18 protein-coding genes are annotated in these 15,474 nt (G+C 58.3%); 16 read left to right on the top strand and 2 right to left on the bottom strand.

From position 1 onward, the window contains the following. Positions 1–21 precede the first annotated feature (21 nt). The 15 genes from fliK (at position 22) to HP556_RS26715 (ending at position 11,687) form a co-directional block, all read left to right on the top strand. On the top strand, positions 22–1,002 hold the full coding sequence (gene fliK / locus HP556_RS26785) for a flagellar hook-length control protein FliK (protein WP_175369212.1): 981 nt from the start codon (positions 22–24) through the stop codon (positions 1,000–1,002). 43 nt (positions 1,003–1,045) lie between these two features. Continuing rightward, entirely contained in the window at positions 1,046–1,531 is a 486-nt protein-coding gene (locus tag HP556_RS26780; RefSeq protein WP_246297917.1) for a transglycosylase SLT domain-containing protein, read from the top strand. A gap of 74 nt (positions 1,532–1,605) precedes the next feature. Continuing rightward, on the top strand, positions 1,606–2,856 hold the full coding sequence (locus HP556_RS26775) for a flagellar hook protein FlgE (protein ID WP_120287537.1): 1,251 nt from the start codon (positions 1,606–1,608) through the stop codon (positions 2,854–2,856). Positions 2,857–2,888: 32 nt separating this feature from the next. Further along, the gene (gene flgK, locus HP556_RS26770; RefSeq protein WP_175369210.1) at positions 2,889–4,358 is read left to right on the top strand and encodes a flagellar hook-associated protein FlgK; all 1,470 of its coding nucleotides are present in this window, start codon (positions 2,889–2,891) and stop codon (positions 4,356–4,358) included. A 5-nt stretch (positions 4,359–4,363) separates the two neighbouring features. Next, positions 4,364–5,407, top strand: a complete 1,044-nt coding sequence (locus tag HP556_RS26765; protein WP_175369209.1) for a flagellar hook-associated family protein — start codon at positions 4,364–4,366, stop codon at positions 5,405–5,407. Positions 5,408–5,447: 40 nt separating this feature from the next. Further along, positions 5,448–5,795: a flagellar biosynthesis regulator FlaF gene (flaF, locus tag HP556_RS26760; RefSeq protein WP_068729866.1), complete on the top strand. Its 348-nt coding sequence runs from the start codon at positions 5,448–5,450 to the stop codon at positions 5,793–5,795. Between the two features lie 8 nt (positions 5,796–5,803). Next, the gene (gene flbT / locus HP556_RS26755) at positions 5,804–6,211 is read left to right on the top strand and encodes a flagellar biosynthesis repressor FlbT (RefSeq protein ID WP_120288068.1); all 408 of its coding nucleotides are present in this window, start codon (positions 5,804–5,806) and stop codon (positions 6,209–6,211) included. A gap of 15 nt (positions 6,212–6,226) precedes the next feature. After that, positions 6,227–6,634: a flagellar hook assembly protein FlgD gene (gene flgD, locus HP556_RS26750; RefSeq protein WP_089263447.1), complete on the top strand. Its 408-nt coding sequence runs from the start codon at positions 6,227–6,229 to the stop codon at positions 6,632–6,634. Between the two features lie 3 nt (positions 6,635–6,637). Continuing rightward, complete coding sequence (fliQ, locus tag HP556_RS26745) at positions 6,638–6,904, top strand: flagellar biosynthesis protein FliQ (RefSeq protein ID WP_068729862.1); 267 nt, start codon at positions 6,638–6,640, stop codon at positions 6,902–6,904. A 75-nt stretch (positions 6,905–6,979) separates the two neighbouring features. Continuing rightward, complete coding sequence (gene flhA / locus HP556_RS26740; RefSeq protein ID WP_093757658.1) at positions 6,980–9,067, top strand: flagellar biosynthesis protein FlhA; 2,088 nt, start codon at positions 6,980–6,982, stop codon at positions 9,065–9,067. Then, on the top strand, positions 9,064–9,810 hold the full coding sequence (gene fliR, locus HP556_RS26735; protein WP_068729859.1) for a flagellar biosynthesis protein FliR: 747 nt from the start codon (positions 9,064–9,066) through the stop codon (positions 9,808–9,810). Before flhA ends, fliR begins: the two co-directional genes overlap by 4 nt. 6 nt (positions 9,811–9,816) lie before the next feature. Continuing rightward, positions 9,817–10,212 carry a hypothetical protein gene (locus HP556_RS26730; RefSeq protein WP_175369208.1) on the top strand — a complete coding sequence of 132 codons (396 nt, stop codon included), beginning with the start codon at positions 9,817–9,819 and terminating at the stop codon, positions 10,210–10,212. Between the two features lie 36 nt (positions 10,213–10,248). Next, positions 10,249–10,713 carry a rod-binding protein gene (locus HP556_RS26725; RefSeq protein ID WP_175369207.1) on the top strand — a complete coding sequence of 155 codons (465 nt, stop codon included), beginning with the start codon at positions 10,249–10,251 and terminating at the stop codon, positions 10,711–10,713. Positions 10,714–10,746: 33 nt separating this feature from the next. After that, positions 10,747–11,238, top strand: a complete 492-nt coding sequence (locus HP556_RS26720) for a hypothetical protein (RefSeq protein ID WP_231078766.1) — start codon at positions 10,747–10,749, stop codon at positions 11,236–11,238. Then, positions 11,235–11,687 carry a hypothetical protein gene (locus HP556_RS26715; RefSeq protein WP_175369206.1) on the top strand — a complete coding sequence of 151 codons (453 nt, stop codon included), beginning with the start codon at positions 11,235–11,237 and terminating at the stop codon, positions 11,685–11,687. Before HP556_RS26720 ends, HP556_RS26715 begins: the two co-directional genes overlap by 4 nt. Positions 11,688–11,856: 169 nt before the next feature. Here the strand turns inward: HP556_RS26715 and HP556_RS26710 are convergent, their stop codons facing one another. Further along, positions 11,857–12,570 (bottom strand): response regulator transcription factor, encoded by a 714-nt coding sequence (locus HP556_RS26710; RefSeq protein ID WP_175369205.1) that lies wholly within the window; start codon positions 12,568–12,570, stop codon positions 11,857–11,859. 902 nt (positions 12,571–13,472) lie between these two features. Then, the gene (locus HP556_RS26705) at positions 13,473–14,357 is read right to left on the bottom strand and encodes a hypothetical protein (RefSeq protein WP_175369204.1); all 885 of its coding nucleotides are present in this window, start codon (positions 14,355–14,357) and stop codon (positions 13,473–13,475) included. Between the two features lie 516 nt (positions 14,358–14,873). Between HP556_RS26705 and HP556_RS26700 the strand changes: the two genes are divergently transcribed. Further along, positions 14,874–15,227 (top strand): hypothetical protein, encoded by a 354-nt coding sequence (locus HP556_RS26700; protein WP_210269345.1) that lies wholly within the window; start codon positions 14,874–14,876, stop codon positions 15,225–15,227. Positions 15,228–15,474: the final 247 nt, after the last annotated feature.

Raw genomic sequence — 15,474 nt, 5'->3', positions numbered from 1 at the left:
GCGGCATCCGTTCTTGCGGAATTGACCGGTGAAGTCGCGCAAAAGCCAAACGTCAGCGACGATCAAGCTGATGATGACGATTCAAAGGCCACGAAGGGCGACGAGAGCGCGACAAAATCTGCACCCTGGCGCGGACCGGATCCTGCGCTTAGCGCGGTAATGGCCAAACTCGATCACGCACACTCACCTTTGCCAAGTGATGACAAGGCGGCGTCTCGCATTTCGGTATCGGACGTGAAGGCAGATGATGCTCCGCGCGATCCCACGAAGCTCATTCACGCCGCAACAGCCGACGTGCCTGACGCCGATGCGGCCACCACGCAACGATTTACGTTGGCGGTCGAGACGACGGATACCAAGCCGCTTCCGGTTGCGAAGGCGGTCGTCCGTGAGCAAGAGACGCATTTCGAACCCGTGCAACAGATGACGACGCTGCAGAAGATCGTCGATCGGATGGCTACTGATCTGGTGACCGTCGCATCATCTGAAGGGGCTCGCGTGGCTGACGCGCCGGGGCTCGAAACGAACAAAGCTGCGGATAGCCGGCCGGTGCGCATGATGACGCTCGAACTCGATCCGCCCAATCTCGGCTCTGTCACGGTGAAGATGCGGCTTGCCGGCGATTCCGTGGAGATTCATCTCACTGCGGATCGCTACGAAACCACGCAGATGCTGCGGCAGGAGCGCGGTGCGCTCACCGACGCCATGCAGTCGGCTGGCTACACGTTCGACATCGCGGCGATCGATCATACCCGCACCCCCGACGCAAATCTGAACAACGGTCAGCAGCAACAGCAACAACAAGCGCCGTCCGATCAACGTTCTTCGCTGCCGTCGTCAGGCGGATCGCAGGCGGACGGTGGTTCTTCGGGCCGGTCGTCCGGCGATGCGCAGAGCGGCGCACGGCATAACAGGCAGGATCATGAGCAATCGCCAAGGCCGTCAGAACGGCAGCAGGATCAGAATAGCAATCGGGTTCGCAGCAGCACTGTTTATATCTAGCGCTGTAACGGACGCTCGAGCCGGGGGGCCGTGCGAACGGGAGATGGCGCGCGCGGCACGCCGCCACAATGTGCCACTCGGCGTTCTCTTTGCGGTCGGTCTCAGCGAGACCGGGCGCAAGGGTGTGCTGAATCCCTATGCGCTCAATGTCGACGGCAAGACGGTGCTGGCCACCGATCTGCGCAATGCCGTTGCGCGCTTCACAGAAGAAAAAAACAAGGGCGCCAAGCTCGTCGATCTCGGCTGTATGCAGATCAATCACCGCTATCACGGCGAGAAGTTTCCCAGCGTGGAAGCGATGTTCGATCCCGCGCGCAATGTCGATTATGCCGCGCGATTTCTGAAATATCTGCGTGAGCGCGAGGGAAACTGGACGATGGCTGTCGCGCGTTACAATGCCGGGCCGACCAATATCGTCGGCCAAAAACGCTACATCTGCAGTGTTATCGGCAGTCTTGTCGCGAGCGGATTCGGGTCATGGACGAGCAAGGCACGCGACTTCTGCGCGGAACGCACTGCGTCACGATGACCCTGTGGATAACCACCAGCCTCGCACAAGCAACTTCAATTCTAATACTTCACACGTGAAACGGAGGATAATCGATGAGTCTGTATGGGGTGATGCGCACAGGCGGCTCCGGCATGAACGCGCAGTCGAACAAACTGGCGACGGTCGCTGACAATATCGCGAACGTGAATACCACGGGCTACAAGCGCGCTTCGACGGAATTCTCCTCCCTTATCCTTCGCAGCGGAACCGGAAACTACAATTCCGGCAGCGTCGAGACGCAGGTTCGTTACGCGATCTCTGATCCCGGTACGGCGAATTACACGACTTCTGCGACTGATATGATGATTCAGGGCAATGGCTTTTTCGTTGTCAGCGATGCGGGTGGCACGCCTTACCTCACGCGCGCTGGCTCTTTTGTTCCGGATGGCCAGGGCAATCTCTACAATACCGGTGGCTACTATCTGATGGGCTACAACATCAAGAATGGCGCCCAGCCGAACGTCGTTGCCAACGGCCTCGGCAATCTCGAGGTCGTAAACATCGCGCAGCAGTCCTTGTTGGGAAATCCGACGACCCAGGCAGGTATCAGTAGCGCCAACCTGGATTCCAATGCTGCGATCAGCGCCGGACCGCCGAACTTTACGTCGAAAACGTCGGTCATCACCTACGATAATATTGGAAATGCGGTGAAACTTGACATGTATATGTTCAAGACAGCCGCCAATACATGGGATGTGCAGATCTACAACAGCGCAGGCGCGGCAGCAGGCGGCGGCTTCCCCTATGCAGCCGGGTCGCAGCTGGGCACCACCCAGACATTTACCTTCGACGTCAGCGCCACCGGCAAGGGCCGCCTCGCTGCCGCGAGCCCGACCTCGATGGCCTTCACAATCCCGGGCGGCTCGCCCGTCACTTTCGATATGTCGAGTATGACGCAGGTCGCGGACGAGTTCCAGTTCAAGGCCACGACCAACGGCAACGCGCCGAGCGCGCTCGACCGTGTGGAGGTGAGCTCAGACGGCACTATGTATTCGATCTTCGACGACGGCACGCGAATCGCGAGCTACAAGATCCCGCTGGCGACGGTACCGAGTCCCGACAATCTCTCGCCCGAAGTCGGGAATGTCTATTCGATCAGCACCAACTCCGGCAACATCCAGGTCGATTTCGCGGGCAATAGCGGTCTCGGTACCATCAAGCCGGAAGCGCTCGAAGCATCCAACGTCGATCTGGCCAACGAGCTCACGGCGATGATCGAGTCGCAGCGTGGCTACACCGCGAATTCCAAGGTGTTCCAGACCGGCGCTGACCTGCTCGACGTACTCGTCAACCTGAAGCGCTAGCACACAGCGCGGATCACTGACGGGAGTCTCCAATGTCACTTACGGTCGCACTCAATTCGGCCCGCTCGTCGCTTATGGCGTCGGGCGTCCAGTCTTCCGTCATCTCGCGCAACGTCGCCGGCCTGCACCAGGACGGCTACTCCCGCAAGAATGCTCTGATCGTTTCCCAGCCGGGCAGCGGTGTCTATGTCAGTGGTATTCAACGGGCCGCCAGCGCCGGCTTGTTCAACAATGTCGTCAAGGCGGTATCGAACACCGCACAGCAGGATGCCCTTTATAACGGTCTGCAGAAGGTTGCGGCTGTCACCATCGACGACCCCGAGCTCGATCAGTCTGCCGCGGCGCAACTGGCCAAGCTGAAAAGCGCCCTGCAGCAATATGCATCGGCGCCGGATAACGTAACGTTCGCGAATTCCGCCGTCACGGCGGCCAAAAATGTTGCCGCATCGTTGAACGATTCGACCAACACCGTGCAGACTGTTCGCGCGGATGCTGACGCCGAAATGGCGACGTCGGTCGGGAATATCAATCAGCTTCTGACGCAATTCGAGACGGTCAATACGGCGATCATCAAGGGAACGATCTCCGGCTCCGACGTCACCGACTACCTTGATACGCGCGATAGTATCCTGTCGAAGCTGTCCCAGGAGGTTGGGATCACGTTTGCCACCCGCGCAAACAATGACATGGTTGTCTATACGGATTCCGGGGTCACGTTGTTCGAGCGTACCGCTCGCTCCGTAACCTTCGCTCCGACAAATTCCTACACGGCCGCCACAACGGGTAACGCTGTGGTCATCGATGGCGTTCCCGTTACCGGCGCTAACGCGATCATGCCGATCGGCTCCGGCAAGCTCGCTGGTCTCGCGACGCTTCGCGACGACAAGATGGTGACCTATCAGAATCAGCTCGACGAAGTTGCGCGCGCCGTGATCGAGATTTTTGCCGAGAAGGATCAGAGTGCTGCCGCTGGACCAGACCAAACCGGCCTCTTCACCTATGCCGGTGGACCCGGAATGCCGACCACGGGCGTGATCAATACCGGGCTCGCCGGGACGATCAAGGTGACGGCCCTGGTCGATCAGGCCCTTGGCGGCAATCCGAGCCTGATCCGCGATGGTGGGATCAATGGCGTCAATTATGTCTACAATGCCGGCGGTGAGGCGGGTTTCTTCGCCCGCATTCAGGGCCTCGTCGATGGCATGGCGGCATCCCGAACCTATGATCCGGCCGCGCTCGGCAAGCCTAGCGGCAGCCTCATCGACTTTGCCGGCTCCTCGGTGAGTTGGCTGGAATCGCAACGCAAGAGCGTCGGCGACGACGCCACCTATAGCCAGACGCTCCTGGAGCGCAGCGCCGATGCGTTGTCGAACGTCAATGGCGTCAACATGGATGATGAGATGACCTTCATGTTGCAGGTCGAACGCACTTTCTCGGCATCGTCGAAACTGATCTCAACGATCGACGACATGCTGAAAGAACTTCTGATGGCGGTGGGGTAATCGATATGGCTACAAATTTCATTTCATCGAACTCGATCTCGACCACCCTGCGCATCTCCGCGTCGAAAAGCCAGGTGGCGATCTCAAAGGCCACCAAGGAGGCGACGACAGGAAGGCTCGCTGACATCGGGGGGAGTCTTGGTGCACTCACGGGTCGCGACGTGACCCTGCGTGCGGAGCTTCTCGATATGGAGAAAATCGTCGATACCAATGCACTCGTGAGTGCCCGCCTGGACGTCACGCAGGAGCGTGTTTCGCAATTGATCGAGACGGCACAGTCCTTCCAGAAGGATTTGCTGGCGGCGCGCAATTCGGCAAATGGCGGCGTCATCATCGCCCAGCCGGCAGCGTCGAACCTCCAGTCGCTTCTCACGACGCTCAATGTTTCGATGGACGGACAGTATCTGTTCGCCGGCATCAACACGGCGCAACAGCCGATGACGCCTTATCAGACCGGTTCGGCCAGCAAGACGGCGATCGATGCGGCTTTTACTGCCGCTTTTGGTTTTCCGCCCGGTGACGTGGCTGCCGTAAATATCACCCCCGCCGCCATGAATAACTTCCTCGACAATGCGTTTGCGACCGAGTTCGACGATCCGGCCTGGGGAACGAACTGGTCGTCGGCATCCGATCAGGTCATGCGCAGTCGCATCTCTACGACACAAACCGTCGATTCCTCCGCCAGCGCCAATGACAAGGCATTCCGGAACCTGGCGATGGCCTACACGATGCTCAGCGGGCTTGGTCTGGAAACTCTGAATCAGAGCGCGTTCCAGGCCGTTACAGACAAGGCGCTGCTGCTGGTCGGCGGTTCGGTGTCCGACCTCGCGAGTGTCGGTGCACGCCTCGGCACCGCGCAGGAACAGACGACAAATGCAACCAGTCGTCTCAAGGTGCAGACCGACATCGTCAACAAGCAGATCAACGCGATGGAAGTGGTCGATCCGGAAGAGGCATCCGTCCGGGTCAACTCCCTGAAAAATCAGTTGGAGATGTCGCATGCGCTGACCGCGCAAATTCAGAACCTCAGCATCCTTAATTATCTCTGATAGGTGGGCTGATCTATGAAGCAACAGGTTATCGATTGAAATGACACTGGCAGGTTACGACGCGGAAATCGAGGATAGCGGCCGCGAGGCGCGATCCAGAGAACAACAAGCGCTCAATCATGGAATTAAACTACTTCAGAAAATCCAGAGCGGAGCGCTTGCTTCATCCGAAGAAACAGATGCCTTACTCTATATTCGTAATCTCTGGACCTTCTTCATACAAGATCTGTCGAATCCACGAAACGGCCTGCCGGAGCAGTTGCGAGCGCAACTGATTTCGATTGGTCTCTGGGTCATCAAGGAAGCCGAGCGCCTCCGGGAAGGGCAGTTGTCGGACGTGAGCGATCTCGTTGCGATCAATATCGTCATCCGGGATTCGCTGGCATGAAGAAGCCAATGTGCATATCGCTGCGATCGGGCGAGAAAATCTATATTAACGGCGCAGTTTTGCGGGTCGACCGCAAGGTGACACTGGAACTGATCAACGACGTGACTTTCCTGCTGGAAAGCCAGGTCATGCAGGTCGCCGATGCGACAACGCCGCTTCGGCAGCTCTATTTCGTCGTGCAACTGATGTTGATGAGCCCGAGCGATATCGAACAGGCGCGTGCGGTCTTTGGACATCAGCGCTGCGCGATTTACGCGGCGGCCGACAACAAGGAATTGTTGCAGGGCCTCGATGCGATCGAGGAGCTCGTCGAGGCGAAGCGCTATTACGAGGCGTTGCGGAAGATACGGGCTCTGTTCGAAGTCGAACAGGCGATCCTGAGCGGCGCCGACATGCTGCTGCCGGTCGTAGCCTAACCAAGGGAGAGCGAGATGATCGTCAACGGCGTAGATACCGCGAAATCCACAACAAACACGACGTCGACGACGTCGTCGACCAACATGATCGACTACAATGGCTTCCTGCAGCTTCTGATCGCGCAGATGCGCAACCAGGATCCCACCAATCCGACCGATTCAACCGAATATATGAGCCAGCTTGCACAGCTGTCGTCGGTCGAGCAAGCGGTTCAGACCAATGCAAAGCTCGACACGCTGCTTTCGACCAGCGCGATTACCCAAGCAGAAGGCCTGATCGGCCGCACCGCTTCATTCACGGATGAAAGCGGAACGAGCACGACCGGCAAGATCAAAGAAGTCTATATCATCCAGGGCGGTGCGGTCGCGACGCTCGAAAACGGCACGAAGGTCCAGCTCGGGCCCGGCATTACCATTAGCTGAACCATGAACGAGCGCGACGCCCTCGATATCGCCCAGCAGGCGATCTGGACCATCATCGTTGCTGCCGGCCCGGCGGTTGGCGCCGCGATGTTCGTGGGCATCGTCATTGCCCTCCTGCAGGCGCTGACCCAGGTGCAGGAAATGACGTTGACCTTCATCCCCAAGATCGTGGTGATGTTGATCGTGGTCGCCGTCACCGGCTCCTTCATGGGAGCTCATATCTTCGCCTTCACCGAAGTGCTCTACGGCCGGATCGAACGCGGTTTCTAGCCGCCATCGTCTCCACCATCTTCACGCAAGGTCGGCGCTGCACAGTGCGGCCATGATATTCGCGCGAGAATTGCCATGGCCGACGTAACGATTTCAGCCCTGCCGGCCGAACGGCGGGCCGGTACGGACGTCGCCTTTGCATTCGGCATCGTCACCATTCTGGTGATGCTGGTGCTGCCGGTTCCGACGATCCTGATCGACCTCGGCCTGGCCTTCTCGATCGCGTTGTCCGCGCTGATCCTGATGGTGTCGCTGTGGATTCAGCGGCCGCTGGATTTCTCGGCATTTCCCACGGTGCTGCTGATCGCCACCATCCTGCGATTGGCGCTGAACGTGGCGACCACGCGCGTGATCCTGTCGCATGGCGGTGAGGGAGAGCACGCCGCCGGCTATGTTGTCGCCGGTTTCGCCAAATTCGTGATGGGTGGCGACTTCGTCATCGGCCTCATTATCTTTGCGATTCTCGTCACCGTGAATTTCGTGGTGATCACCAAAGGTGCGACGCGTATCGCCGAAGTCGGCGCCCGATTTTCGCTTGACGCCATTCCCGGCAAGCAGATGGCGATCGACGCCGACCTGTCGGCTGGTCTGATCGATGACAAGGAAGCGCAGCGTCGGCGCCACGAGCTGGAGGAAGAGAGCTCGTTCTTCGGCGCCATGGACGGTGCCTCGAAATTCGTGCGCGGCGACGCGATTGCCGGCCTGATTATCACCGCCATCAACATCTTTGGCGGCATCATCATCGGCGTCACTCATCATGGCATGGAGCTGTCACGCGCCGCTGATGTTTTTACCAAACTCTCGGTCGGTGACGGCCTGGTCTCGCAGATCCCCGCACTGATTGTGTCGCTCTCGGCCGGTCTGCTCGTCTCCAAGGGCGGTACCCGCGGCTCTGCCGAGCAGATGGTGCTGAAGCAGCTCGGAAAGTATCCGCGCGCCCAGTCAGTTGCCGCGATGATGATGTTCGCGCTCGGTCTGCTGCCCGGACTTCCATTCCTGCCCTTCGCGCTGCTTGGCAGCGCCATGGCCTTCATGAGCTTTACGCTGCCGCGCCAGCAGGCCGCCCGCGCGAAGGTGGAGCAGGCGCGCATCGCGCAGGTTCAGGAAAAAGCGCAGATCGAGAACAGGGATTCCGTCAAGGAATTGCTCAAGACCTCCGATGTCGAGCTCTGCGTCGGTAGCCAGCTTGCGATTCAGATGCTGAATGCCCATGGCGAACTGGCGCACCGCGTGGCCAAGGTTCGGCGGCGTTTCGCTGCCCAATATGGCTTCGTCATTCCCGAGATCAAGCTGACCGATGACCTCTCCATCGGGCCGAAGTCATATCGTATCAAGATCTACGGCACCGTCGTGGCCCATCACGAACTACGTATCGGCGAGTCCCTCGTGTTGTTTGACGGCGATCGGAAGCCCGATGTTCCGGGCGACGAGACGATCGAACCCGCTTTCGGCATGAAGGCGATGTGGGTTCCGGAGACGTTTATTGATGAAGTCAAACAGGACGGATTCAAGATCGCTGACAATATCTCGGTGCTGCTCACGCATCTCAGCGAGGTCGTCCGCAACAATCTGGCCCAGCTCCTTACCTATAAGGACACCCGGGCACTGATCGATCGGCTCGATCCCGAATACAAGCGGCTGATAGAGGATATGGTGCCATCGCAGATTTCCTATTCCGGGCTGCAGGCGGTGTTCAAGCTACTGCTCGCCGAGCGGATCTCGATCCGCAATCTGCATCTCATTCTGGAAGCCATCGCCGAGATCGCGCCGCATGTGCGTCGTTCCGAGCATGTGGCCGAGCATGTGCGGATGCGCATTGCGCAGCAGATCTGCGGTGATTTCGCCGACAACGGCGTGCTCAAGGTGCTCCGCCTCGGTAATCGCTGGGACCTCGCCTTCCATCAGAGCATCAAGCGCGACGGCAAGGGTGAGATCGTGGAATTCGACGCCGATCCGCGGCTGGTCGAGCAATTTGCGGATGACGTGTCGGTTGCGGTCCGTAAGGCGGCGGCCAATGGCGACACTGCGGTGCTGGTCGCGCCGCCTGACGTCCGTCCTTATGTTCGCATGATCACCGAGCGCATGTTCCCCACGCTGCCGGTGCTGTCGCATGTGGAAATCGCGCGGGGGGCCGAGGTGATGTCGCTCGGAGCTGTATCTTGATCGCAAGCAGCTCGGTCTCCATCCTGGCCACGTTCCTGATCTTTTGCCGCATCGGGACTTGCATGATGGTGGCGCCGGGCTATTCCCGCGTCAATATCCCGACGCAGATCCGGTTGTTCCTCGCTATCAGCGTCACTCTGATGCTCACGCCCCTGCTGGAGTCCACGGTTCGCCCGGCTGTGGAAGCGGCGACGGCGCCGGATCTCCTCCGCCTGATCATGTCCGAGCTGATGGTGGGCCTGGTCATTGGACTCACTGCACGCATGTTCTTCGCTGCGCTGGAAACGATGGCCACATTCGTCGCGTCGGGGATCGGTCTGACCCTCCCTGGTGTCGCCGACGATGGCGAGCATGTGCCGGCGCTGGTGCCGCTGATCACGCTGACTGCGACGGTGGTCTTCTTTGTAACCGACCAGCATTGGGAATTGTTGCGCGGCCTAGTCGGGTCCTATCAGATCTGGTTGCCGGCAACCGGGATCAGCGCCGAGGGCGGGCTAACGCAACTCGTAGATCATCTCTCCATGGCCTTTACGCTGGCGCTCCGGGTCGCCAGTCCCTTCGTTATCTATGCTGTCATCGTCAATTTCGCGGTCGGTCTCGCCAATAAACTGACGCCAAGCATTCCCGTCTACTTTATCTCGATTCCATTTGTACTCACTGGCGGTCTACTGCTGCTCTATCTCACGGGCCGCGAAATGGTGCTGCAATTCAGCATCGCCTTCGCGTCCTGGCTGTCCGGGTGACGAGCCATGCAGAAGCGCGACCGCAAGATCCGCCGTATCGCCGCCGTGCAGGCCAGGCTGCATCGGATTGCCGAGTGGCAGCTGATGGAATGCCAGGCACGAGAAAACCAGCTCGAGGAAAAGCAGCGCGTCATTCTCGAAGGTTTCAATGACGAGAGCAAACTTCCGGACCTCGCCGTGCAGACGGCGAGCCAGAGTTTGCGCGCCGCGAGCATCGAACAAGGCGTCGTGGCCAAGGCCAAGGAAAGACTGGCGGTGCATGCACGCGATGAAGGCCGCAAGCTGAAGCATGCGCTGAAAATGGTGAAGTCGGCGGTCGGACGCACGGTTCGGGCCGACGAAAAGCGGGTTCTGGACGACGAAATCGACAAGGCCGTGCGGCGCTCGATCGAGGGAGGATAGGCCGATGAAAGCTCTCACAACTATGCAGGGCGTGACATGACAGTCGCCCCGGTATCGAACGATCTAATTGCGGATGTCATGAAGGCGGCGGATCCGGCCGCTCAACGTGTCGCGGCAACGAGGCTCGAGCGTATGGCGCCGGCGGGCGATGCGAACTTCGCATCTGCGGTCGCCGACGAGTTTGCCGCAGGGCAGGCCGCCCAGAGCGCGAAGTCTGCCCCCGTCAGCGGCGGAGAGATAGTGTCAACGCCGATCATCCGGAAGGCTGAGGGAAGCAACCCGGTTTACCGCAAGTTCGAAGCCTTCGTGCTGCAGATGTTCGTGGAAACGATGCTGCCGAAGGATGCGGAGGACGTATTCGGCAAGGGTACCGCCGGCAATGTCTGGCGTTCGATGCTCGCCGAGCAGATCGGCAATGAAATGGCCAAGGGCAACGGCGTCGGCATCGCCAAGCAACTGGCCAAATCGCGCCCGACATCGGCTCCAACTTCCGAAGGCTAACGGCCGAATCCGGCCATGACAGTAGAGATCGACATGGAACAGATCGAACAGCAGACCTCAGTCATCCCCGTCGAGGCGCAGGCTCTGGCCTTGCCTGAGACCGACCTTCCTGAATCGGCTGTGCAGGAGGCCCCCATTTTCGGCGAGGGGGACGATACGCCTGGCCAATGGCTCGGCACCCAAAGTAGCGCGCTGACCGCGATTGATCGGTTGAAAGCAACCATCGACGAAGAGACGGAGAAGCTTGAGGTTCGCGCCGTAGTGGATTTCGACGGCTTCAGCCAGCGCAAGAACCGTGGTCTGCTCGAGCTGACTCGCGCGATGCGGCTGACTCAGGACATCAAGAACGATCCGCGTGTCGCGCCGCAACTCACACTGTTGCGCGCCAGCCTGATTCGTAATCAAGCGGCGTTACAGATCCATCTCGATGCGGTGCGTGAGGTCTCGGCCATCATCGCGCGTTCGATCCAGGAGGTTGAATCGGACGGCACCTATTCCCTGGCGATCGCAGGCAAGCGCAAATGATGAAGCTGCTGATCACGGGCATTTGGGCCTGCCTCGTCACTGTGGGTACCAGTTTCGGGATCTCCTACTGGAAGGAGACTGCGGCCGCATTGCCCGCGAAGCAGGACCAACCTGAAGGTCTGGTTTATGAAAAGGTCAAGGTGATCAATGTGCCGATGATCGCTGACGGCAGCGTTCAGGGCTATATCGTCACCCAACTCGTCTTCACCGCTAACGCCAAAGTCCTGCGTCAGCTGCCGGTGCCGCCGGAGCCGTTCGTCGTCGATGAAGCATTCCGTATGATCTATGGCGACCAGAAGCTCGATTTCAAGAATCTCGGTCGTTACGACCTCACACAATTCGCACAGACGGTGCGCGCGCAGGTCAACAAGCGTCTGCAGACGGACGCGCTGCAGGAAGTCCTGGTGCAGGATTTCAACTATGTGTCGAAGGATCAGATTCGCCGCTGAGACTACAGCGAGTGGTCATCGCTGTGGTACGGTGATACTCGATGATCTAGCGTGGTGGATGTGTGGTACTTCGTGTTGCGCGAGAAGCTCTGTGTCTTGCACAGCAGTTCGAGGAGGCGGTGGACGCCAACGCCGTAGTCGGCGTCCTCTTGCGCGTAAGGCGTGAGCCTTAGTTCGCCTTTGAAATAGGCGCTTCGTGAGCGGGACGAGACTTCAGATCGTCCAGCCGGTAACCCATATAACGCTTCGATTCGATCGGGTCGAAGCCGAGATGATCGCGTAGCTTCTTGCGCAGCTTGCTCACATGGCTTTCGATCACATTCTCATCGAAGCTGGCATCGAACAGACCGTAGATGGCGTTGAAGAGCTGGGTCTTCGTCAGCCATTTGCCCTGATGCCCGACCAGGTGTTCGAGAATGCGTAGTTCGCGTCGTGGCAGAATCAAAGTGCGACCGGCAACCTCCGGGTCGCGGCCATCGAGAAAGACACGAATTACGCTCGTTTGTGCCGGTTCATGCTGATCGATGGTGCGGCGGCGAATAACTGCCGTTCGTGCCATGATCTCGCGGACGTGGACCGGTGCGTGAACGACGTCATCGACGCCAGCTTCGAATAACTCAATGGTCTGCTTGAGGTGCTTCAGGCTGTTGAGCGCAATAATCGGCGCCCGTGACCTGTTGCGGATACTGGATGGGATGCTCGTCCGATCCGGACAATCGCCCAGCAGAAAGGCCCGAATGACAGTTAAATCATTACCAACGGCACATTCCAGCCAATCGCGAAAGTCTGTAGAAGTGAAGCCAATCGATACAACCCCTTCGCGATCAAACCCGGCCGCATAGCCTTGTGTGACGCCCTCTCGGTCATCGATTACAACAAACATTTTAATCCCCTGCGTGTTCGCCTTGATATCGTTATGGGGTCGAATTAGGCGCACTCGCCCCATTTTTGTCTTGAAGACGCAACACAACAGTTACTTGAGCGGATGGATGGGCCTTTGAGCGATTCGCTGACTTGCAAATGGGAGGCCCGGTCGCTTTTTACGGGATACCCAATGCTGTGATGCGGTCAGCTCACATTCTCCGACTTGCATTCATCCGTAGTTTCAGAGAGCTCCCTCTCGCTATGTGAACACAACATGACATCTCATGGTCGTGCACGGTCGGTGACAGAACCGAACCAGCGCTAATGTCAAAACGGGGGAAGTGGCCGATCGCGTGCCGTATCGTCGATATCTGGCGCTTTGATCGGCTGAACTTGCCCGAGTTGTCACACACGCGAATCGGCATACTGGTCATCAAGATGATACCGCATCATCAAGTAGTCGAGGTGCACAAATTTGCAAAGAGTCGTGCATGCAAACCATGCAGTTGAAGCAAACTAACAAGTGGATAATTCATGAAGCGCGACGATTTAGTCGGACTCTTTTTGCACCCAACTATCTCACAGCGTGCCGGCATAGATGCAATCGCGACTTCACCGGTTTGAACCAGTGCAGTACCACACGGCAAAACGCATTGATTGTCGTGCGCGGGCATATGGAGCGAGAGTCTGTTCGTCATGTGCGGGGCAGCAACATGCGATTGCGTGGGTCCGATATCAGTCGGCATCGGCCAATACTGATATCCGTTCTCAAGAGCGTGCCATATAGGGCGCTCGGATCGCTCGATGCGAATCCGAAGCTGCCGATCTTGTCGGCGTCGTCCTTGGTAGTCATCCAGCGTGTCACGAGCATCCTGCCTGTGCGTGGCCGTTAGTATCGATCAGTCAGATCGAGGCATCAATTCAGCGACCTGAAAGGATGACGCCTCTGCTGGTCAGAACCTGCCAGCGGTTGTTTTCGTTCTTGATTTCCTGGATCCGCCCGAGAGCAGGGACATCCTGCCCCGGCACGACCTCAATCACGCCGGTCTTCCCCTCGAGCACTGCGACGCCATCATAGGCGCGACGCACGTGCCAGCCGGGAATAACTTCGCGTGACGTATTTGCTGGCCGTTGCGCCTGAGGCTGCACCGTGCCGGTGATATCGGCAGTATTCGCCAGCGTGGCTGCGACCTGTACCGCTTGTGCTTTCTCATCGGCAATGCGTGCAAATTTCGCAGCCAGAGCGGTTTGTTCGCGGTCGGCGCGATCTTGTGCGCGGCTTGCCTGTTCGGCGGCCTGCGTACGGGCAGCTTCAGCGGCAGCGCGACTGCTCGCCACATCGCCGGTCATCTCCGCAACTTGCCGTCGTAGCTGCGCGACGGAATCGCGAATGCTGCGAAGATCCGCATCAGATACGGCTGAAGATGTCATCGGCCGCAGGAGCAGATAGGCAATCGCGCCAGCGGAAACGAGCGTTGACAGGCCGACGACCATCGCCAGGGAGAAGAATGGAGCTTTCCATGCCGGCGATTGTAACGGTCTTGCGACAATACGGGCGGGCGGCACAGTGAAGCGCACCTTTGCCTTGATCGGCTCTTCGCGGGTGGAAATGCGAGCGCGTTGCATATTTGCCCGCGCCTCGCTGGCGAGAAGCTCGTCGATCGCGGCGGCAGCAGCGATGTGAGGTTTTGGCGTGGAGTGTGAATTCGGTGATTGCTCACGAAACAGGCTGCCGTTTTCCACAGCGGTCGACTGTGAATCCGACGGTTTCTTGGACATCGTCATGCTGATCTTTGCATTGGTCATGACTGTCTGCAGTGGCAATCAAATCGTAAGAGCGGCGTAACAAGCGAAGCTTGCGCGAAGCCGTCGAGATAGATGTGTGCGCAAACGATCAACCGACGGTCGATCTTCATCGCACGACGATGCAGATCGTTCGAACGATGATCGGGTGCCGTCCGCACCGATATGTCGTGCACAAGAGCGCATAGGAGTTGTGTAGTTATCGGTGTGGTCTTCGTGTGGTCACGAGATGCTAGCCGCTCATCTCACGACCGTCACGGGGTGGCGATTTGATCGAAGAATGGAGAATGGCGCACGCACGATCAATGAGATGCGCGACAATCAAATTAAAGTCGACCCAAAGAATATTGAAATTGATTCGTAAAAATATAGATGAGTCGAGCTGCCTCACTCCAAAGTCTATCAGATCAAATCGGTAAATCCGCGCATTGAGTTAAATGCCGTAAATCTTGATAATAGATCGATAGGGGCTATTCATCGGTTGATGAAGTGGCGTTTTAAGAAACCGACACTATTGCCGTGGCCATGGATATCGATCTCAAAAGCCTTCGCGATTACGTGAAATTGTTGAAAGCCGAGCGGCAGGATTCGCCGATCGGCAAGATCAAATCTGGCGCGACTGAAATTATTCGAAAGAACCTTCGGGAACTGGAGCGGATGCACCGTGAAGACGGCGCAACGTGGACCGAAATTGCTGCGGGCCTTGCTGCGCAGGGCGTTACCCAGGGTGATGGTCAGCCCATCACTGGCCGTCGCCTCACAGCTCTGATGCATAATATCAGGGTGCAGGAAGAACGGAGTCTCGCCCGGGGGAAGGCGCTTGGTGATGCGCCTGATCAGGATCCGCCCGAACCACAAGGTACTGCCGACTGAGTCTCGTTGCGAATTGTCAAATTCGATCCATTCAAAATGAGTCCCTTGTTGACGACCTTCTGTCACCAAGATCGTTGGAGTGGATCGAGTTGAAAGAGGACGGGCATGGTGCTCCCGCCGCATTGCGGCATGGGCTCTGCCTTTGGCATTCGCTCGACATTGATTGTCTTGTGTGGCGCCTGTCCTTCAGCTCCGACAGTTCGGTTATCTGACGTGCCGACGCTCGGCCTTGTCCACCCTGATATGC

Origin of the sequence: Tardiphaga robiniae (genome assembly GCF_013359755.1) — a bacterium.
GTDB classification, from domain to species: Bacteria; Pseudomonadota; Alphaproteobacteria; order Rhizobiales; family Xanthobacteraceae; genus Tardiphaga; species Tardiphaga robiniae.
Note: the sequence above shows the minus strand (reverse complement) of the source record. Positions and strands in the feature narration are given on the sequence as shown.